Source organism: Bradyrhizobium sp. UNPA324 (assembly GCF_006658635.1).
In the GTDB taxonomy this organism is placed as follows: domain Bacteria; phylum Pseudomonadota; class Alphaproteobacteria; order Rhizobiales; family Xanthobacteraceae; genus Bradyrhizobium; species Bradyrhizobium nanningense.
On sequence record NZ_LFJD01000004.1, the window covers coordinates 3,831,980 to 3,851,614 of the forward strand.

Here is a 19,635-nt window from a genome sequence, read left to right on the forward strand (position 1 = left end):
TGCGCTTCGCACATCTGCTTCGCTAACCCACCCTGCGGCACTGCCGTTGCAGCTACCGCCGCTGATTGTACACGTCGATACACACCGCCCCGAGCAGCACGAGACCCTTGATGACCTGCTGATAGTCGATGCCGATGCCGAGGATGGACATGCCGTTGTTCATCACGCCCATGATCATGGCGCCGACCACGGCGCCACCGACGCGACCCACGCCGCCATAAGCTGAAGCGCCGCCGATGAAGCAGGCGGCGATGACGTCGAGCTCGAAACCGAGGCCGGCCTTCGGGGTCGCGGTGTTGAGGCGCGCGGCGAAGACGAGGCCCGCGAGTGCTGCGAGCACGCCCATGTTGACGAAGGTGAGGAAAGTCAGCCGCTCGGTCTTGATGCCCGACAATTTTGCCGCCTTCGCATTGCCGCCGACCGCATAGACCTGGCGGCCAATCACGGTACGCCGGGTGACGAAGCCATACAGCGCGATCAGGGCGGTCATGATCACCAGCACGTTCGGCAGGCCGCGATGTGAGGCGATCAGGTAGGTGAAGTACAGCACGGCGCACGCGAGCAGGATGCTCTTGCCCAGGAAGAACGCGTAAGGCTCGACCTCGATGCCGTGCGACTGCTCGCGCGAGCGGCCCTTGGCACTGGCATAGACGAGGCCGAGCGCGAGCACGGCGCCGATCAGCATCGAGGTCGGATGCAGCGTGCCAGCCTCGGGCAGAAGCTCCGGAATGAAGCCGGAGGACAGCTTCTGGAAGGTCGCGGGGAACGGGCCGAGTGACTGGCCCTGCAGCACCGCGAGCGCGAGGCCCTTGAACACCAGCATGCCCGCCAGCGTCACGATGAAGGACGGAATCCCGAAGAATGCCACCCAATAGCCCTGCGCCGCGCCGATGGCGGCCCCTAGCAGCAGGCAGGCGATGAAGGCGAGCGTGTAATCGACCTTGTAAGTCACCATCAGCACGGCGGCGACCGCGCCAACGAAGCCCGCGACCGAGCCGACCGAAAGGTCGATATGGCCGGTGACGATCACCAGCAGCATGCCCAGCGCCATGATGACGATGTAGCTGTTCTGGAGCACCAGGTTGGTCAGGTTGAGCGGCTGCAGCAGCGTGCCGCCTGTCATGACCTGGAAGAACAGCATGATCGCGATCAACGACATCAGCATGCCGTAATTGCGCAAATTGTTCTTGATGAAGCTGCCGTGCCGGCGCTCCTCGGGCAGCGATACCGTCTTGTCGGTCATAGCTGCGATCCTCCCATCTCCGCGGCCGCTGGCGCGGCGTTCCCAATGTTTCGTTCGTTGCGCATGATGGCGCGCATGATCTTTTCCTGCGTTGCCTCGGCCCCTGTGAACTCCCCGACGAAGGCGCCGTCATTCATGACGCAAATGCGGTCGCAGATCCCGAGCAGCTCGGGCATCTCCGAGGAGATCACCACGACGCCGCGGCCGGCTTCCGCCAGCTCGTTGATGATACAGTAAATCTCGTATTTGGCACCGACGTCGATGCCCCGCGTCGGCTCGTCCAGGATCAAGACTTTTGGGTCGGTCATCAGCCACTTCGACAGCACCACCTTCTGCTGGTTGCCGCCGGAGAGCTGGCCGGTCTCCTGGTAGACGTCGGAGCAGGGGATGCGCATGCGGGCGCGATAATCGCTGGCGATCTTCAGCTCGGCGATGTCGTCGATCACCCTCCCGGGTGCGACCTGGTCGAGGCTGGCGAGCGTGATGTTCTTGCGGACGTCGTCGGCCAGGATCAGGCCGAGCTGCTTGCGGTCCTCGGTGACATACGCAAGCCCGGCGTCGATTGCCGCCGCGACGCTCGGCAACACCATGTCCCGGCCTTCGAGCCGCAGGGTGCCGCTGATCGCAGTGCCCCAGGAGCGACCGAACAGGCTCATGGCGAATTCGGTGCGGCCCGCGCCCATCAATCCGGCAATGCCGACGACCTCGCAGCGCCTGACGCCGAAATTGACGTTCTTGATCACCTGCCGCTCGGGATGGATCGGGTGATAGACCGACCAGTTCGCGACGTCGAGCACCGGCTCGCCGATCTTGGCGCTACGCTCCGGGAAACGGTGAGCCATATCGCGATTGACCATGCTGCGAATGATGCGGTCTTCCTGGATCGGTTCGGCATGGCAGTCGATGCTGTCGACGGTGCGGCCGTCGCGCAGCACCGTGATGTGGTCGGCGACTTTGGCGACCTCGTTAAGCTTGTGCGAGATCAGGATCGAGCCGATGCCCTGCTCGCGGAATGCCATCAGGCGTTCGAGCAGCGCAGCGCTGTCCGCCTCGTTCAGGCTGGCGGTCGGCTCGTCCAGGATCAGCATCCGCACCCGCTTTGACAGCGCCTTGGCGATCTCGACAAGCTGCTGCTTGCCGACGCCGAGATCGGTGATCAGCGTGTCCGGAGATTCCTTCAAACCGACTTGCGCCAGCAGCTCGCGCGTGCGCCGGTACACCTCATCGCGATCGATCACGCCGAGCTTCGAGGGCGGATGCGACAGGAAGATGTTTTCCGCGATCGACATCAGCGGAATCAGCGCCAGCTCCTGATGAATGATGATGATGCCGAGCGCCTCGGAATCGTTGATGTCGCGGAAGCGCCGCTCCTCACCCTCGAAGACGATAGTGCCCTCGTAGCTGCCATGCGGGTAGACCCCGCTCAGCACCTTCATCAGCGTCGACTTGCCGGCGCCGTTCTCGCCGACGAGCGCGTGGATCTGCCCGGCCTGAACCGAGAAGTTGACGTCGCGCAGCGCCTGGACGCCGGCAAAGCTCTTGCTGACGTTGCGCATCTCCAGCATGGCGGTCATGTGATCATACTCCTGAACGTCTCCGCGTCGTCATGGCCGGGCCTGTCCCGGCCATCCACGTGCAGCCGCCTGCGACGAAGGGCGTGGATGCCCGGGACAAGCCCGGGCATGACGAGTTTGTGGACGTGCTTTTCGTCCCTCATCGAGAGTCCCCCTCTCCCCGCGCGCGGGGAGAGGGAAAAGGAAACCTCACTGGAACTGCGACTTCTTGTAGTAGCCGCTGTCAACCAGGACCTTCTCCCAATTGTCTTTGTAGACCACGACCGGCTTGAGCAGGTAGGACGGTACGGTCTTGACGCCGTTCTCATAGGTCTTGGTGTCGTTGACCGTGACCTGCTTGCCGGCGAGCGCGGCGTCGACCATGTCGGCGGTCACCTTGGCGAGGTCGCGGGTGTCCTTGAAGATGGTCGAGTACTGATCGCCACGCAGCATCGCCTTGATCGAAGGCACCTCGGCGTCCTGCCCCGAGATGATCGGCATCGGCTGGTCGGCGCTGCCATAGCCGACGCCCTTCAATGAGGAGATGATGCCGATCGAGATGCCGTCATAGGGCGACAGCACGGCATTGATCTTCTTGTTGCCGTAGTAAGCGCTGAGCAAATTGTCCATGCGGGCCTGGGCGGTGGCGCCATCCCAACGCAACGTCGCGACCTTGTCCATGCCCATCTGGCCCGAGGCGACGACGAGCTTGCCGCTGTCGATGTAGGGCTTCAGCACGCTCATCGCGCCGTTGTAGAAGAAGTAGGCATTGTTGTCGTCGGGCGAGCCGCCGAACAGCTCGATGTTGAACGGACCCTTGCCTTCCTTCAGACCGAGACCTTTCTCGATCGATTGCGCCTGAAGCACACCGACCTGGAAGTTGTCGAAGGTCGCGTAGTAATCCACGTTCGGCGTGCCGCGGATCAGGCGGTCATAGGCGATCACGGTGATGCCTTTTGCTTTCGCCTGCTTGAGCACGTCGGACAGCGTGGTGCCGTCGATTGCGGCGATCACCAGCGCTTTCGCGCCCTTCGTCACCATGTTCTCGACCTGCGAGAGCTGATTCGGAATGTCGTCCTCGGCATATTGCAGGTCGGTGTTGTAGCCACGTTCCTTCAGCACCTTGACCATGTTGTTGCCGTCGTCGATCCAGCGCGCCGACGACTTCGTCGGCATGGCGATGCCGACGGTCGCCTTGTCCTGGGCGGAAGCGGTGAGGCTCGTCGCCATCGTCGCAGCGCCCGCCAGCGCCAGCGCGAGGAATGTGGTCTTCAGTTTCAGCATGTTTTACTCCCTTGGGTGTCAGATTGTTTCTTCGTGTCGTGGAGAACGTGGTCGTGGGCTGCTTCGGGCCTCCTATGCGAGCTTGACGTCGGGCTCCGCGCGACCGCGCGCGGATGCCTCCAGTAGAAACGTGCAACCGGCTTGCGGATCGGCGGCGCGTGCGGCCGCGTCCATGTCCTGCCAGGCGGACGTGACGAGGAGACGCGACAGGTCGGGGCCGACGAAGGCCGGGCAACTCGCCTGCCTCGCCGGCACGCTGAGCGAGCGCAGGCGTTCACCTTGCGGAGAGTAGACATCAATCCGGCTCGCGCCCCAGCAGGCGTTCCAGATCTGCCCGTCGGCGTCGCACACCGAGCCGTCGAGACCGCCAATGCCGGTATGGCGCAGCAGCACCTCCGGCTCACCGCGCGGCAGGCCGGTCGCGGGATTGAGCGGCACGGCGTAGAGCACGGCGCGCGGGGTGTCGGTGAAGTAGCCGGTGGCGCCATCCGGAGAGAAGCAGATCGAATTGGGGATGCTGACGCCGGGAAACAGCGTCGAGATCTTGCCGCGATGGAGCGCGTAGATCGCCCCTGCCTTCGGCTCGGCTTTCTTGCCCATGGTGCCGATCCAGAACGTGCCGGACTGGTGCACGCGGCAATCATTGGAGCGCGTGGCGGGATTGTCCGCCTCGAGCGGAAGGAACAGCGTCATCGCGCCGTCAGCAAGCTTACGGATGTAAAGCCCGTCCTCGGCGACAATCAGCTGCCGTTCGGCATCGATGCGCCCAAGCGCGCTCGCCATCCGGCCGAGCGCATGAACGCGGATGCTACCGCTGCCAAGTTGCGCCTCGAACAGCCGTCCCTCGCGGATATCGAACCACCAGGCGGTATCGGTGGTCATGTCATAAGTCGGGCCCTCGCCGAGATGGCAGGGATCGTCCGAGAGAACGGAGGTGGGGACTTGCTCGATCATGGCGTCCTCACTGCGAAGCGATAGACCGTGTGATGCCGATAGACCTCGCCCGGATCAAGGCGCGGGCTCGGAAAATCCGGCCGGTTCGGCGCATCAGGCCAGATGTGCGGCTCCAGGCACATGGCGTCCGACTGCCGGATGAGCTTGCCGCCCTTCCCCGAGATTGTGCCGTCGAGATAATTGCCGGAATAGACCTGAAGGCCAGGCTGGTCGGTAAACAGCTCCATGATCCGCCCCGAGCGCGGCGCCTCCAGCCGCGCGGCGAGCGCGAGCTTGCCATCACGCCCGAGGCAATAGGTGTGGTCGTAGCCCCTGCCGTTCTGCAATTGCTGGTCGCCCTGCCGGATGCGCTCGCCGACCAGCCGAGGTTCGCGGAAGTCGAACGGCGTGCCGGCAACGCGCCGCGGCGGCTCCGGCAACGGAATGGCGGTGGGATCGATGGCGAGGAAATGCTCGGCGGCGACCGTCAAGCGGTGGTCGAGAATGGACGTGCCCGACGTCGCGCCTTCGAGATTGAAGAAGCTGTGGTTGGTCAGGTTGACGATGGTCGGTCGGTCGGTCCGCGCTTCCATGGAAAGCGACAGCTCGGTCGGCCCGGTGACGCGATAGGTCAGGCGGACGTCGAGCCGGCCGGGATAATTCTCCTCACCATGCGGGCTGACATAGGTCAGCGTCACCGCGGGCTCGGCGCCCTCGTCGATCTCCGCGACCGCCCAGAGCTTACGGTCGAACCCAACGAGGCCACCATGCAGCGCATTCGGGCCGTTGTTGACGGCAAGCTGCACCATCTCACCATCCAGCGAAAACTGTCCCTTGGCGATGCGGTTGGCGTAGCGGCCGACGGTGGCGCCGAAGAACTTTCGTTCCGCGAGATAGCCGGTGAACGCGTCATGGCCGAGCACGACGTCGTCATGGCCACCCTTTGCATCCGGCGCGATCAGCGCCTGAAGCACCGCACCATGGGTGATGATGCGCGCTTCGAACCCGCCTGCACCGCGCAGCACGATGCGCCCGACATTGCGGCCATCAGGCAGTCTTCCGAAGACATCTTTTTCGATTTTTGAGCCTGCCATGTCTAATCCACGAACGGTTCGACAATTGTACGCCTGCCGAGCAGGAAGGCGTCGGCAACGAGGCGAAGCGGTGCCAGATCGACGTCGCTTGCGCCGGTCACCGCGAGCTCGACGAAGCGCCGGTAGAGTCGGCGATATTCCTCATCGGGCGCTTCGGCAAGCACCTTGCCGTCAATTGCCATGCGCGCGCCACCGCTGGACAAGGTCATCCGACCGCGGTCGGTGTCGACGACGATATCCCAGCTTTGCGGGCCGGTCTGGCGAAAGTCGAATTCGGCGGTCACAGGCAGGCCGTCAATGTCGGTCAGTGTCAGGTTCGCGGCGATCGGCGCCTGGCAGTTTGCGGGAAAGGCCAGCTCGGCCGCGGTGACGAACACCGGCTTCGGCAGGATCCTGGTCAGGATCGACAGCGCGTTGATGCCGGGGTCGAACACGCCAAGACCGCCTGGTTCCCAGATCCAGCTCTGACCGGGATGCCAGACGCGGACATCCTCTTTCCAGCTGATATGCACAGAGGCAATGCGTCGATCGGCGAGCCATTGTCGCGCGGGTTCGACCGCCGGCGCATGGCGCGAATGCCAGGTCGCGAACAGCGTTCGCTTTGCCTCCGTCGCCATCGCGATCAGCGGATCGAGCTCGGCCACGCCGGTGCCCGGCGGCTTCTCCAGCATGACGTGCTTGCCGGCGGCGAGCGCCGCGGCGGCCTGCGCCCGCCTCACCTGCGGCGGCGTACAGAGCGAGACGGCATCGATCGGCGGCCCCCTCTCCAGCAATTCCTCAATGGTGGCGAAGTGCGGCAGACCCGGCAGCGAAGCGTTGCGGCTCGCGATCGCCGCCAGCGTTGCACCCGGCACCGCGGCGATCGCACCGACATGCTGATCACGCGCGATCTTGCCGAAGCCGACGATGGCGATCCGAAGCTCGGTCACGATCTCTCTCCAGATTCCGGGGATGGCAGCGCCTCGGCCGGTGCGGTCTCGATGACCGTGTCCTCATGGCGATGCATGCCGTTGTGAATGACGAAGACCATCGCCTCCGAAGCGGCCTCGGCATCGCCCGCCGCGATCGCATCGACGATCTTCTGGTGCCAGAGCAGCACGGTGTCGCGGTCCTCCGATTCCACGGGGGCGCTTAGCAGGAACGAGGCGCGCAGAGCCGCCTCGATGACGTGACCGATCGAGCGCATGAACAGATTGCCGGAGGCGCGGGCCACGCCGACGTGAAGCGCGAGGTCGGCATCGGCAAAGCCGACCGAGTCCGACGCTTCGAGCCGCATGCGCTCCATGCTGCGCCGAAGCTCGGCGAGATCCTCGTCCGATCGCCGTGTGGCGGCCAGCATCGCCGCGCGCGGCTCGACCGCAAGACGGATCTCGGCGAGGTCGTTCAGGAAACGCTTGTCGATGCCGGCGTCCAGATGCCAGGCCAGCACGTCGGCATCGAACATGTTCCAGGCGCCGCGCTCGCGCACGACGGTGCCGACGCGCGCCTTGGTGGTGAGCAGCCCCTTGGCCACCAGAGTCTTCACGCTCTCGCGCAGCACCGGCCGCGACACGCCGAACATCGCGATCATCTCGGCGTCGCCCGGCAGGCGCGTCCCCTCCGCGTAACGTCCGGCGATGATGTCGACGCCGATCGAGCGGGCGACCTCCGCATGGTTGGAGTGAGCCCGCCGTGTCGGGATGACAACGATGCGCGAGGTCATGTCGCGGCTCCCAGCCTCTTCGTCGCGGGCCGGCGCGCAAGCGCGACCAATCCCTGCTGCAAAGCGATGAATGCAAACAGCAAGACACCGGTCGCGATCTTTGTCCACCAGCTCGACAGCGTGCCGTCGAAATTAATGTAGGTCTGAATCAGGCCCTGAATCAGGACGCCGAGGAAGGTCCCGATCACCGAGCCCTGCCCGCCCGTGAGCAGCGTGCCGCCGATCACGACGGCGGCGATGGTATCGAGTTCGACACCGACGGCAGAGAGCGAATAGCCGGCGCTGGTGTAGAAAGAGAAGACGATGCCGGCGATTCCTGCGAGCAGGCTCGACAGCATGTAGATCTTCACCGTCATCTTGCCGACCGCAACGCCCATCAGGCTCGCGGTCGTCCGGCTGCCGCCGAGCGCGTAGACGTTGGCGCCAAACCGGGTGAGATGCAGCAGCAGGACACCGCCGGTCACGATCACGAGCATGATGATGGCAATTGCTGTCAGCCGCCCGCCACCTGGCATCCGCAGCGCGAAGTCCGACACCGTAGAATAGATCGGTGCCGTGATCGGGACCGATTCGGTGGAGAGCAGGAAGCTCGCGCCGCGCGCCAGGAACATGCCGGCCAGGGTCACGATGAACGGTGGCAAATCGAAGACATGGATCACCGCACCCATCGCCGCGCCAAAGGCTGCCGAGAGTACGAGGATGGCGACGAAGGCGACCAGCGGCGGCACGCCCCAGCGCTCGATCGCGAGCGCAACGAAGACGGTGGTGAAGCCGATCACCGAGCCGACCGAGAGATCGATGCCACCGGAGATGATGACGAAGGTCATGCCGACCGCGACGATGCCGAGGAAGGCATTGTCGGTGAGGAGATTGCCCACCACACGGGTGGAAGCGATGTTGGGAAACTGCACCGCGCAGGCCGCAAAGCCCGCGACCAGCACGATCGCCGTGATGAGGGCGGGCGACAGACCTTTCATGCTTTCGTCCTCCGCAGCCGCGTCACCACACCGGCAACGCCAGACAGCTTCGGCGACTGCAGCAGCAACACCGCAAGCACCACCACCGCCTTGACCAGCAGGTTGAACTCCGGCGGATAGCCGGACAGCAAAATGCCGGTGTTCATGGTCTGGATGATCAGCGCGCCGAACACGGCGAGCACGAGGCTGAATCGGCCGCCGAACAGCGAGGTGCCGCCGATCACTACGGCGAGGATTGCATCGAGCTCGAGCCAAAGGCCGGCATTGTTGGCGTCCGCCCCCATGATGTCGGCCGCCGCGATCACGCCGGCGAGCGCGGCACAGACGCCGCACCAGACGTAGACCGACAGGATCATCGCACGGGTGCCGACACCGGCAAGCTCGCTCGCGCGCGCGTTGCCGCCGGTCGCTTCGATCAAAAGCCCGAGCGCAGAGCCGCGCACCACGGCGCCGGTGAGGATGAGCATGCCGAGGGCAATCACGACCGGCACCGGCAGGCCGAGCACCGAGCCATTGCCGAGCCAGACCAGATCCGGCGAGGAGAAAGTGACGATGCGTCCTTCGGTGATGAGTTGGGCGATGCCGCGCCCTGCCACCATCAGGATCAGCGTCGCCACGATCGGCTGCATGCCGAGGACCGCGACGAGAAATCCGTTCCACAATCCGCAGACAAGGCCGGCCCCGAGTGCGGCAGCCAGCACCACTGGCAGGCCGTGACTGTCAGCAAGGCTCGCCGCGATCGCGCCGCAGATCGCCATCACGGCGCCGACCGACAGATCGATGCCGCGCGTTGCGATCACCAGCACCATGCCAAGCGACAGCAGCGCCACCGGCGTGCCGCGGTTGAGCACGTCGATCAGGCTACCGAAGAGACGACCGTCCTGGAGGCGCAGGTCGAAAAATTGCGGCGACACTACGCGGTCGACCGCGAGGATCACGATTAGCGCAAGAATCTGGGCGAGGCCGCGGCGCGGCAATAGCGCTGTCATGCCCGCCCCTCGTGCGCTGTCACAGCACCGTCGGCGGCAATGACTGCGAGAATGTTGCCGACGTCGACCGCCTCGCCCGCGAGCTCCTCGACATGGGCGCGGTCGCGCAGCACCACGACGCGGTCGGAATAGGTCACGATCTCATCCAGCTCGGAGGAGATCACGAGCAGCGACAAGCCGTCGTCGCAGAGCTCGCGGATCAGGCGGATGATCTCGGCATGTGCGCCGACGTCGATGCCGCGGGTCGGCTCGTCCAGCACGAGGAGCCGCGGCGAGGTCGCGAGCCAGCGCGCCAGCAGCACTTTCTGCTGATTGCCCCCCGACAACAGGCCGACGGGACGTTCGGGATCGGCCGGGCGGATGTCGAGCATCTTGACGTAGCGCCGCGCGATCTCGTCCTGCTCGCGGCGCGACAGCGGACGATGCAGGCCGCGCTTGGCCTGGAGCGCGAGCACGATGTTCTCGCGCACGGTGAGCTCGGCGACGATGCCGTCGGTCTTGCGCTCCTCCGGGCAATAGCCGAAGCCATGGCGGACGCCGTCGCGCGGCGACTGCAGCCGGACGGGCGCGCCCTCTACCCTCGCCTGCCCGCAATCGGCGCGCTCGGCGCCGAACACCAGCCGCGCCGTCTCGGTGCGGCCCGAGCCGAGCAGGCCGGCAAGGCCGACGACCTCGCCATGGCGCAGCTCGAGATTGAACGGCGCGACATAACCGGCCTTGCCGTAACCCTCGTAGCTCGCACAGACATCGCGCACCGTGTGCTCGCCTACTGATGCCCGCTCGCTGGTGGTCTCGGCCAACTCGCGGCCGAGCATCATCCGGATCAATTCGAGCCGCGGCAGCGAGGCGGTCTCGCGCTCGCCGACCAGGCGGCCATTGCGCAAGACGGTGATGCGGTCGGATATCTCGTAGACCTGATCAAGGAAATGGCTGACGAAGACGATGCCGATGCCGCGCCCGGCGAGTTGCCGCATGATACCAAACAGGATCTCGACCTCGTGACGATCGAGACTCGCGGTCGGCTCATCCAGGATCAGCACACGCGCGGAGAGATCGACGGCGCGGGCGATCGCGGTGACGTGCTGCACGGCCACCGAATAGTTGCCGAGCGGTGCGGCGACGTCGATGTCGAGACCGAAATCCGCAAGCAGCGCCTTGGCGCGACGCCGCATCTCGCGCTCGCGCACGATGCCGAAGCGCATCGGCTGGCGGTCGAGGAACAGGTTCTGCGCCACGGAGAGGTTCGGCAGCAAATTGACTTCCTGGTAGACGGTGGCGATGCCGGCCCCAAGCGCCGCCTTGGCCGAACGCGGCGCAATTTCTTCGCCACTGATCCTGACGATGCCGGCATCGCGCGGGAACACGCCGGTGACGACCTTGATCAGCGTCGACTTGCCGGCGCCATTCTCGCCGAGCAGCGCATGGATCTCGCCGGCACGAAGCGTGAAATCGACCTGCTGCAGCGCGTGCACGGCGCCGAAGCTCTTGCTGATCCCGCGCACCTCCAACAGGGAGGCAGCAGGATCAAGGCTGTTCTGCATGGCAAAGTCACTCCCAGGGGTGCCCGCCGGCGATGCGGACATCCAGCCTATGCGTTTGCGCGGCCGTTTCGAAGAGGGTGGCCGGACCGCAAGCCGCGGTCCGGCCAAGCCCGCCTCAGTAACCGAGGCCCTTCTTGCTGTCGTAGATCTTCTGCGGATCGTCTGTGGCGGTATAGAGCTTGGACTCGGTCTGGATCCATTTCGGCGGAACCGTGCCCTTGTCCTTGAAGGCCGCGACGGCATCGAGCGCCGGGCCCGCCATGTTCGGCGTCAGCTCGACCGTGGCGTTGGCTTCGCCGGCGACCATTGCCTTGAAGATGTCGGGCACCGCGTCGATCGAAACGGTGAGGATGTCTTTGCCGGGCTTGAGGCCGGCCTCCTTCATCGCCTGGATCGCGCCGACCATCATGTCGTCGTTGTGCGCATAGACCGCACAGATGTTCTTGCCGCCGCCTTCGGCCTTGATGAAGCTCTCCATCACCTCCTTGCCCTTGGCGCGGGTGAAGTCGCCGGTCTGGCTGCGCACCACCTTCAGGTTGGCGTGCTTGGCGATGGCGGTGTCAAACCCCTTCTTGCGGTTGGTGGCAACGCTGGCGCCGACCGTGCCTTGCAATTCGACGATGTTGCAGGGCTTGCTGCCGACGGTCTTGGCGAGCCAATCGCCGGCCACCTCGCCTTCATGCACGCTGTCGGAGGTGACGGCGGTGAGATAGAGCTCCTTGCCGGAGGGATCGATGTCGCGGTCGAGCAACACGACCGGGATCTTGGCTTCCTTGGCCTCCTTTAGCACCGAGTCCCAGCCGGTCGAGACGACGGGCGCGAGGAAGATCGCATCGACGTTCTGGGCAATGAAGGAGCGGATCGCCTTGATCTGGTTTTCCTGCTTCTGCTGCGCGTCGGCGATCTTGAGATTGACCTTCCGCTTGGCGGCCTCCTGCTTGGACACCGAAGTCTCGGCCGCGCGCCAGCCGGACTCCGATCCGATCTGCGAGAAGCCGATGGTGAGCTGGCCGGCCTTGGCCGGCAGCGGCAGAAGCAACGCGGCCATGGCGCTGGCCGCAAAAAGGGCTTTGAGGGTCATCAGGCGTGTCTCCCAAGAAGTCATCTTGTGTTATCTCGGGCGCTGATTGGTAGCATGGCACCCGCAGGCCGACCCTTTGAGGCGGCGGGAGGCACTATTTCACGGAAGATGGGTTCCGACTAGTCATATTATTTGACTATTTGGTGGAAAGCGCGACGGAGGATGGCACGCGGTTCTATGACACGCTCAGCGCGATTTTGTTCCATTGATGCAACGGGGAGATGAAAGGAATTTACGCGTTGGGGTGCAGGCGCTCGATCCGCAGCGACGGTGATAACCAGTCGCGCGAGCTCTCTCCCGTCATTGCGAGCGTAGCGAAGCAATCCAGAATTCCTCCGCGGAAAGACCCTGGATTGCTTCGCTGCGCTCGCAATGACGGTGTGGATAGAGCTCTGCGTCTATCAACCTGACCAACTCGTGGTGGGGCCCCTCGCCCGCCACGCTTTGCCTGCCGGCCTCTCCCCACGCGCGGGGAGAGGCGAAGCTAGATCAGCTTCCGCTGCGCCAGGTTCTTCATCAGCGCGCCGATGCCGAAGGTCCAGGGCTCGCACTCTTCGCTGGTGCGCATGCGGTTGATGAGCTTGCCGAGCTCCGGCGCAGCGATGGTGACGATGTCGTCGCGCTTGTGGGTGAAGCCCTGCCCCGGCGCATCGCGATCCTTCACGGGCGCGAACATCGTGCCGAGGAACAGCACGAAGCCGTCGGGGTATTGATGGATCTTGCCGATGGTCTGCGCGACGAGGTCGGTCGGATCGCGGCTGATCTTGCTGATCGAGGAATGGCCGTCGAGAACGAACCCGTCCGTGCCGGTCACGTTCAGGCTGATGTCGAGCTTGCGCGCATCGTCGAGCGTGAAGGTGTCGTCGAACAGGCGCAGCAGCGGGCCGATCGAACAGGACGCATTGTTGTCCTTGGCCTTCGACAGCAGCAGCGCCGAGCGGCCCTCGAAGTCGCGCAGATTCACGTCGTTGCCGAGTGCGCCGCCGACGATCTTGCCGCGGCTCGACACGAACAGCACCAGCTCCGGCTCGGGATTGTTCCAGGTCGACTTCGGATGCAGGCCTGCATCCATGCCGGTGCCGACAGACGACATGGTCGGGGCCTTGGTGAACACCTCGGCATCGGGGCCGATGCCGACTTCGAGATACTGGCTCCAGGCGTTTTGGTCGATCAGCACCTGCTTCAGGTGCATGGCCTGATCCGAGCCCGGCTTGAGTTTTGACAGATCGTCGCCGATCAGGCGCGTCACTTCTTTGCGGATCGCTTCGGCGGAGGCCGGATTGCCCTTGGCGCGCTCCTCGATCACACGTTCCAGCATCGAGATGGCGAAGGTGACGCCGGCGGCCTTCAGGGTCTGCAGATCGACCGGCGCAAGCAGCCAGGGCTTGTTGGGGTCGCGGCCGTCGGGGGCGGTGTTGGCCACGATGGCGTCGAGATCGCCGATGCGCTCGCCCTTGGTCGCGCCAAGCGCCTTGGCCGGATTGTCTTCCTCGCAGAGCGCGCTGACAGTCGGAAACCTCGAGGTGACGTCGAACACGCCATCACTGCGTACGGCAACCACGGCCGGACCGCTCACCTGCGGCAGCCAGACACGGCCGACCAGCGTCCCCTTCGTTCCATCCGCGGGGAGAAGGTCTTTCACTGTCAATGTCGTCATGGCCGAGCCCTCGCTGTTTCTAAGGACCAGCTGCATTTGCAGCCGCCGATCCCATTGGCGAAGACCAATAAACGTCTGGCGGGGGAAGTCCAGAGCGGCTGCGCGCCGTGCGGACTATGCCCCTGCCCGCGCCTTTCGCGCCGCGATCTGCTGCAGCGCCCAACGTGCATTCTTGCGGACATCGGGATCGGGATCGTCGGCGATCACGGCGAGGAACGCCTCGCCGTCGGGATGGGCGATCTCGCCGAGCGCGGCGGCCGCTTCTTTGCGCAGGTTGGCCTGGTCATGATTGACGCAATGGCCAATCGGCCGCACTGCGCGCTCGATCTTCATCTTCCCGAGGCTGCGGATCGCCTTCAGCCGCACCTGCCAGAACTCGTCTGCAAGGCAAGCGACGAGTTGATCAGCCGCGATCCCGCCATTGGCGTTCAAGCCCAGCGTTTCCGCGGCCATCTCGCGCACCATCCAATCCGAATCCTTCAGCGCCCGCGTGATGGTTTCGGCCGCGGGCTTCATCTGCGAGAACGCAAGCGCGCTCACAGCGGCGCGGCGCACATGGGCATCGGGATCGTTGATCAGCGCGGTCAGCGCGGGGATCGATTCCTCCAGCTTGAGGAAGCCGATCACGCCAATCGCCTGCACACGCACGGCGGCATCTGCATCCTGGAGCGCTTCCAGCGCGGGTTTCAGCGTGTCCTTGCAGCGCAGCTCCTTGAGCGCGCGCAGTGCACCCATGCGGACGAAAGCATGGGTATGCCTGACCAGCGGCAGGATCACATCGGCGCAGGCAGGATCCTTGAACTCGGCCATGCTGTCGGCCGCAGCGGCCGCGACGATCCTCTCGGGATCGACCAGCAGCTTCACCAGCGCACTTGCCGCCTCCGGCCCATCGAACTCCCCCAGCGCCATCGCGACCTGCTGGCGCACGCCTGCGTCAGGATCGGCCACCATGTTGGCGAGATGCGCGACAGCTGCGGGATCGCCGGAATGGCCGAGCGCGATGATGGCAACGCGGCGCTCGGCGGGATCGGCGGCCTGAAGCCGCTCGTCGGCGTCCTCCAAGTCGTCGTAGGACTCGAACGGGCTCGACATGTTCACCTCAACAGATACGGAATGTTGACGGTGACGGCGCCGGTCGGGCAATCGGCCTCGCAAGGCATGCAGTACCAGCACTCGTCATAGGCCATGTAGGCCTTGTTGGTCATGTCGCTGATGCGAAGCACGTCGAGCGGGCAGACGTCGACGCACACCGTGCAGCCCTTGTCCGCGATGCATTTGGCGTCGTCGACGACCACCGGAACCGATGTCTGATAGGACGCGAGAGGCATTTGATGTCTCCTGTTGCTTTTGCGCGGTGGATCAGGCGGAGGCGCGGATGCGCTGCTTGTCGTAGAGGTCTTTCTCGTCGTCCGCGATCGGAACGACATAGGGCTCGACGGCGCGCTTCTCGCTGCTCATCTTGCCGTCCTGCTTGGACAGCAGCGTGTGGCAGAACCAGTTCTCGTTGTCCTTCTCCGGAAAATCCGTGCGCCAGTGATAGAGACCCCAGCGGCTCTCCTCGCGGTAGAGGGAGGCGTGCGCGGCCATGTCGGCGCAGTCCATGATCGACTGCACTTCGAGCGCGCGGAGCAATTCGTGCGCGTTACGCGCGATCATGCGCTCCTGCATGTCCTCCCGCGCCTCGGCGAGGCGGCGCATGCCGAGCTCGTATTTGCGCGTGACTTTTGGCGGCTGGAGATAGTCGTTGACGAGGCGGCGGGTCTTGTATTCGACCTGGTTGGGCGGAATGCCGTCCTCGCGCTTGGTCGGCGCCATCACGCGGTCGCGCTCCATCGCGACGTCGGCAGCGTCGAACTCCGCAAAATCGTAATTGGCGGCGAATTCCATGGCGTCGATACCCGCGACCGAGCCGTTGGTGAAGGCGCCGAGCATGTAATTGTGCGGCACGCTCGCCATGTCGCCGGCGGCGTAGAGACCGGGCACGGTGGTGCGCGCATTGTCGTCGACGAACACGCCGGAAGCGCTGTGGCCGGAGCAGAAACCGATCTCGGAGATGTGCATCTCGATCGACTCGCTGCGGTAGTCGACGCCGCGCCCCTGCTGGAACAAGCCGCGCGTCGGACGCTCGACCTTGTGCAGCGTGGATTCGATCTCGGAGATGGTGTCGGGATGCAGATGCTTGAGCTGGAGAAACACCGGGCCCTTGCCCGACAGGAGCTCATTGTAGAACTCCAGCATCATCTGGCCGGACCAGTAGTCGCATTCGATGAAGCGCGATCCTTCGTTGTTCGCCGTGTAGGCGCCGAAGGGGCCGGCGACATAAGCGCAGGCCGGGCCGTTATAGTCCTTGATCAGCGGGTTGATCTGGAAGCATTCGAGGTTCGCGAGCGCGGCGCCGGCGTGATAGGCCATGGCGTAGCCGTCGCCGGAATTGGCGGCGTTCTCATAGGTGCCGAACATGTAGCCGGAGGTCGGAAGACCGAGGCGGCCGGCGGCGCCCATACAGAGGACCACGGCCTTGGCCTTGATCACCAGCATCTCGGCGGTGCGGGTATTGACGCTCACGGCGCCGGCGATACGACCATCGGCGGACTTCAGCAGCCGCGTCGCCATGTAGCGGTTGGAGATCAGGATGCGGGCGCGGCGGAGCTGGCGGTACAGCGCCTTCTTCACGGTCTCGCCGTTCGGCATCGGCAGCACGTAGGTGCCGATGTGATGCACCTTCTTGACGGCGTAATCTCCGTTCTCGTTCTTCAGGAAACGGATGCCGAAGCTGTCGAGCTCCTCGATGATTTTGTAGCAGTTCTGGGCGTATTTATAGACCGCCTTCTGATCGACGATGCCGTCATTGGCGATGGTGATTTCCTTGGTGTACTGCTCCGGCGTCGCGTAGCCGGGGATGACGGCGTTGTTCAGGCCGTCCATGCCCATCGAGATTGCGCCGGAGCGCTTGACGTTGGCCTTTTCGAGCAGGACGACGTTGGCCTTCGGGTTCTTCAGCTTCGCCTTCAGCGCTGCCATCGGGCCGGCCGTGCCGCCGCCGATCACCAGCACATCGCAGGAAACTTCCGAAAGTCCGTCGACGATCTGATCTAGTGACATCACTTGCTCCTGGCTCGCCGATCCCCGGCGCCTTTGCATCAGATTTGTCCAGTGGGCCTCCCGGGGATAGCAATTAGTTGTCGCCGGGACGCGATTTGCGCCTCAGCGCTCGACGAAAGCCTTTTCGATGACGAAATGGCCGGGCTTGCTGTGGTTGCCCTCGACAAAACCGCGGGCGGAGAACATCGCGTGCAGTTCCTCGAGCATCGCGGGACTGCCGCACAGCATGATGCGATCGGTCTCGATATCGAGGCCGGATAGCCCAATGTCGTCGAACATTTGGTTGGACGCGATCAGGTCGGTGATGCGGCCTCGGTTCCGGAACGGCTCGCGGGTCACGGTCGGGTAGTAGACGAGCTTGTCGCGGATCAGGGGTCCGAAGAATTCGTGATTGCGCAGGCCTTCGACGAGGTGTTCGCCGTAAGCGAGCTCGGAGACCTGTCGGCAGCCATGAGCGAGCACGATGGTCTCGTAGTTCTCGTAAACATCAGGGTCCTTGATCAGGCTGGCGAACGGCGCAAGGCCCGTGCCTGTCGAGAGCAGCAACAGGCGCTTTCCCGGAATGAGGTTGCCAGTGATCAGCGTGCCCGTCGCCTTGCGGCCGACCAGGATGATGTCGCCCTCCCTGATCTTCTGCAGGCGCGAGGTTAGCGGGCCGTCTTGCACCTTGATCGAGAAGAATTCGAGCGCCTCCTCGTGGTTGGCGCTGGCCATGCTGTAGGCCCGCATCAACGGCTTGCCCTCGACCTCCAGCCCGATCATGGCGAACTGGCCGTTCTGGAAACGAAAGCCGGGATCGCGCGTCGCGGTGAAGCTGAACAGGGAATCGGTCCAGTGCCTGACCGACAGAACCGTTTCCTTCTGAAATGCACTCATGGTCTCTCCTTGTCGATGACGCCAAGGTCACGAAGAGAGGAGAGTCCGGCAATTCGGAAGTGAATTTCCCGGTCGATTAGTTTCACATTTCGCGGGCGGTGATCCAGCAGAAGGCACGCGGTCACGCCCGCGCCGGCAATTAGTTGCTATTCGTGCACGCCTGAGCCGACATAGATGAAAGTCGGAGGTTCGTCATGACTATGACTGCTTTGGTGGCGCCGATCGTGTCTGACTACGAAACCAGCCCCGATCTCGCATCGCTCCTCGTCCGCACCGCGCAGGACGAGGCGCTGAGCGTCCCCGCCGAAACACTCCGCCTCTCATGCAAATGCGCCCACTGCACCCGCGCCCGCTTCGACGGTCGCTTCCCGGAAACCTTTCCGGGAATTGCAATCACCGAGATCGGCGATCTCGGCTATGGCCTGAACATCTCGTTTTCGGACGGGCACAACCGGGGGATTTACCCGAAGACGTATCTGCTGAGCCTGGCGGGGCGCTGACCCTCAAGCCGTTCCACGACCTCCGCCGTCATGCCCCGGCTTGACCGGGGCATCCAGTACGCCGCGGCGGATGTGGTGAGAGCGAGCGCTCCAACGCCGGCCTCTGGAATACTGGAACGCCCGCCTTCGCGGGCGATGACAGCGGAGTAAATCTGGCACGGACATTGCTCCTCTTTAGAACGGTTTGAACGTTCCGGAGGCAGACGATGTTGCAGGCGGCGAATGCGGTTCGCGGGTCCGCTCCCCCGACAGTCCGGCCTGCGGGCAGCTCCTCGCTGCTGCTCACCGAGAACCAGCAATGGATCGGCGGTCCACCACCGTTGATGGACAAGCTCTCACCGCGCGAGCGGGAGTTGGTGCTGAAGCAGGGCCGCCGAAAGGTCCTGAACCGTGGCCAGACGCTCTTCAGCCAGGGCGGCAAGCATGACGGTATCTGGCTGATCGAGAGCGGCCGCGTCCGCGTGTTCTACACCTCGCCGCTCGGCCGCGAGATCACGCTCGCTTATTGGCATGTCGGCAATTTCGTCGGCGGCCCTGAAGTGTTCGAAGGCACGGTGCACCAATGGTCCGGCGTCGCCTCCAGCAATTGCAGCGTGGTGCACCTGCCCGGCAAGGAGTTGCGGTCCCTTGCCGCCGAAATCCCGAACCTTGCGATCGGCCTGATCGAAGGCCTCACCTTCAAGGGCAAATGCTATTCGGCGCTGGCGCAGATGCTGGGAACGCGCTCGATCACCCAGCGCCTTGCGCATCTCTTGCTGCATCTCGTCGAGCTCTACGGCGTCGGCGACGCCGACGGCACCGTGATCGCCGCAGCTTTCACCCACGCCGACATAGCCCACATGGTCGGCGCCACCAGGCAATGGGTCACGATCAGCCTGAAGCGCATGCAGGAGAAGGGAATCGTGCAGACCAAGCGGTCGCAGATCGTGGTCTGCCGGACCGACGTGCTGGAGGAGATGCGCGGTCACGCATCTGACTAGGGGAATTTGCGGCCAAGGCCGGTGCACAGGCAAGCGGCTTTATAGTGCAGGACTGCTCAAGGAGTATGCAATCACCTTTTCCCGGCAACTAATCGACTGCAGTCGCCATTCCGGATTTGCCCT

Annotated in this window: 18 protein-coding genes; 2 read left to right on the top strand and 16 right to left on the bottom strand. The window is 64.3% G+C overall.

What is annotated here, in order from left to right:
• Positions 1-52 precede the first annotated feature (52 nt).
• The 16 genes from mmsB to UNPA324_RS18645 form a co-directional block, all read right to left on the bottom strand.
• Positions 53-1,243 (bottom strand): multiple monosaccharide ABC transporter permease, encoded by a 1,191-nt coding sequence (gene mmsB, locus UNPA324_RS18570; RefSeq protein ID WP_128922639.1) that lies wholly within the window; start codon positions 1,241-1,243, stop codon positions 53-55.
• On the bottom strand, positions 1,240-2,817 hold the full coding sequence (gene mmsA / locus UNPA324_RS18575) for a multiple monosaccharide ABC transporter ATP-binding protein (protein ID WP_141935303.1): 1,578 nt from the start codon (positions 2,815-2,817) through the stop codon (positions 1,240-1,242). Before mmsA ends, mmsB begins: the two co-directional genes overlap by 4 nt.
• Before the next feature lie 189 nt (positions 2,818-3,006).
• A complete protein-coding gene (gene chvE / locus UNPA324_RS18580) occupies positions 3,007-4,080 on the bottom strand; it encodes a multiple monosaccharide ABC transporter substrate-binding protein (RefSeq protein WP_128922642.1) in 1,074 nt (357 codons plus the stop codon).
• Positions 4,081-4,152: 72 nt separating this feature from the next.
• The gene (locus UNPA324_RS18585) at positions 4,153-5,034 is read right to left on the bottom strand and encodes an SMP-30/gluconolactonase/LRE family protein (RefSeq protein ID WP_128922643.1); all 882 of its coding nucleotides are present in this window, start codon (positions 5,032-5,034) and stop codon (positions 4,153-4,155) included.
• Positions 5,031-6,107, bottom strand: coding sequence for an aldose epimerase family protein (locus UNPA324_RS18590; protein WP_141935304.1), 1,077 nt, complete (start codon positions 6,105-6,107; stop codon positions 5,031-5,033). Before UNPA324_RS18590 ends, UNPA324_RS18585 begins: the two co-directional genes overlap by 4 nt.
• A gap of 2 nt (positions 6,108-6,109) precedes the next feature.
• Positions 6,110-7,036, bottom strand: a complete 927-nt coding sequence (locus UNPA324_RS18595) for a Gfo/Idh/MocA family protein (protein WP_141935305.1) — start codon at positions 7,034-7,036, stop codon at positions 6,110-6,112.
• Positions 7,033-7,809: a FadR/GntR family transcriptional regulator gene (locus UNPA324_RS18600; RefSeq protein WP_128922646.1), complete on the bottom strand. Its 777-nt coding sequence runs from the start codon at positions 7,807-7,809 to the stop codon at positions 7,033-7,035. The genes UNPA324_RS18595 and UNPA324_RS18600 overlap by 4 nt, the downstream gene beginning before the upstream one ends.
• Positions 7,806-8,786 (bottom strand): galactofuranose ABC transporter, permease protein YjfF, encoded by a 981-nt coding sequence (yjfF, locus tag UNPA324_RS18605; RefSeq protein WP_141935306.1) that lies wholly within the window; start codon positions 8,784-8,786, stop codon positions 7,806-7,808. The genes UNPA324_RS18600 and yjfF overlap by 4 nt, the downstream gene beginning before the upstream one ends.
• Positions 8,783-9,775 (bottom strand): ABC transporter permease, encoded by a 993-nt coding sequence (locus UNPA324_RS18610; protein ID WP_141935307.1) that lies wholly within the window; start codon positions 9,773-9,775, stop codon positions 8,783-8,785. Before UNPA324_RS18610 ends, yjfF begins: the two co-directional genes overlap by 4 nt.
• Positions 9,772-11,316, bottom strand: coding sequence for a sugar ABC transporter ATP-binding protein (locus UNPA324_RS18615; protein WP_164936652.1), 1,545 nt, complete (start codon positions 11,314-11,316; stop codon positions 9,772-9,774). The genes UNPA324_RS18610 and UNPA324_RS18615 overlap by 4 nt, the downstream gene beginning before the upstream one ends.
• Positions 11,317-11,431: 115 nt before the next feature.
• Positions 11,432-12,397: a galactofuranose ABC transporter, galactofuranose-binding protein YtfQ gene (ytfQ, locus tag UNPA324_RS18620; protein WP_128922650.1), complete on the bottom strand. Its 966-nt coding sequence runs from the start codon at positions 12,395-12,397 to the stop codon at positions 11,432-11,434.
• Between the two features lie 484 nt (positions 12,398-12,881).
• Positions 12,882-14,054, bottom strand: a complete 1,173-nt coding sequence (locus UNPA324_RS18625) for a fumarylacetoacetate hydrolase family protein (RefSeq protein WP_141935308.1) — start codon at positions 14,052-14,054, stop codon at positions 12,882-12,884.
• 114 nt (positions 14,055-14,168) lie between these two features.
• The gene (locus UNPA324_RS18630; RefSeq protein WP_164936653.1) at positions 14,169-15,146 is read right to left on the bottom strand and encodes a HEAT repeat domain-containing protein; all 978 of its coding nucleotides are present in this window, start codon (positions 15,144-15,146) and stop codon (positions 14,169-14,171) included.
• A gap of 2 nt (positions 15,147-15,148) precedes the next feature.
• Positions 15,149-15,382: a 4Fe-4S dicluster domain-containing protein gene (locus UNPA324_RS18635; protein WP_007593252.1), complete on the bottom strand. Its 234-nt coding sequence runs from the start codon at positions 15,380-15,382 to the stop codon at positions 15,149-15,151.
• A gap of 31 nt (positions 15,383-15,413) precedes the next feature.
• Positions 15,414-17,156, bottom strand: coding sequence for a fumarate reductase/succinate dehydrogenase flavoprotein subunit (locus UNPA324_RS18640; RefSeq protein ID WP_181769438.1), 1,743 nt, complete (start codon positions 17,154-17,156; stop codon positions 15,414-15,416).
• A 102-nt stretch (positions 17,157-17,258) separates the two neighbouring features.
• Positions 17,259-18,032, bottom strand: coding sequence for a ferredoxin--NADP reductase (locus tag UNPA324_RS18645; RefSeq protein ID WP_141935310.1), 774 nt, complete (start codon positions 18,030-18,032; stop codon positions 17,259-17,261).
• A gap of 194 nt (positions 18,033-18,226) precedes the next feature.
• Between UNPA324_RS18645 and UNPA324_RS18650 the strand changes: the two genes are divergently transcribed.
• Positions 18,227-18,532, top strand: a complete 306-nt coding sequence (locus UNPA324_RS18650) for a gamma-butyrobetaine hydroxylase-like domain-containing protein (protein WP_141935311.1) — start codon at positions 18,227-18,229, stop codon at positions 18,530-18,532.
• Between the two features lie 206 nt (positions 18,533-18,738).
• Entirely contained in the window at positions 18,739-19,512 is a 774-nt protein-coding gene (locus tag UNPA324_RS18655) for a Crp/Fnr family transcriptional regulator (RefSeq protein WP_141935312.1), read from the top strand.
• Positions 19,513-19,635: the final 123 nt, after the last annotated feature.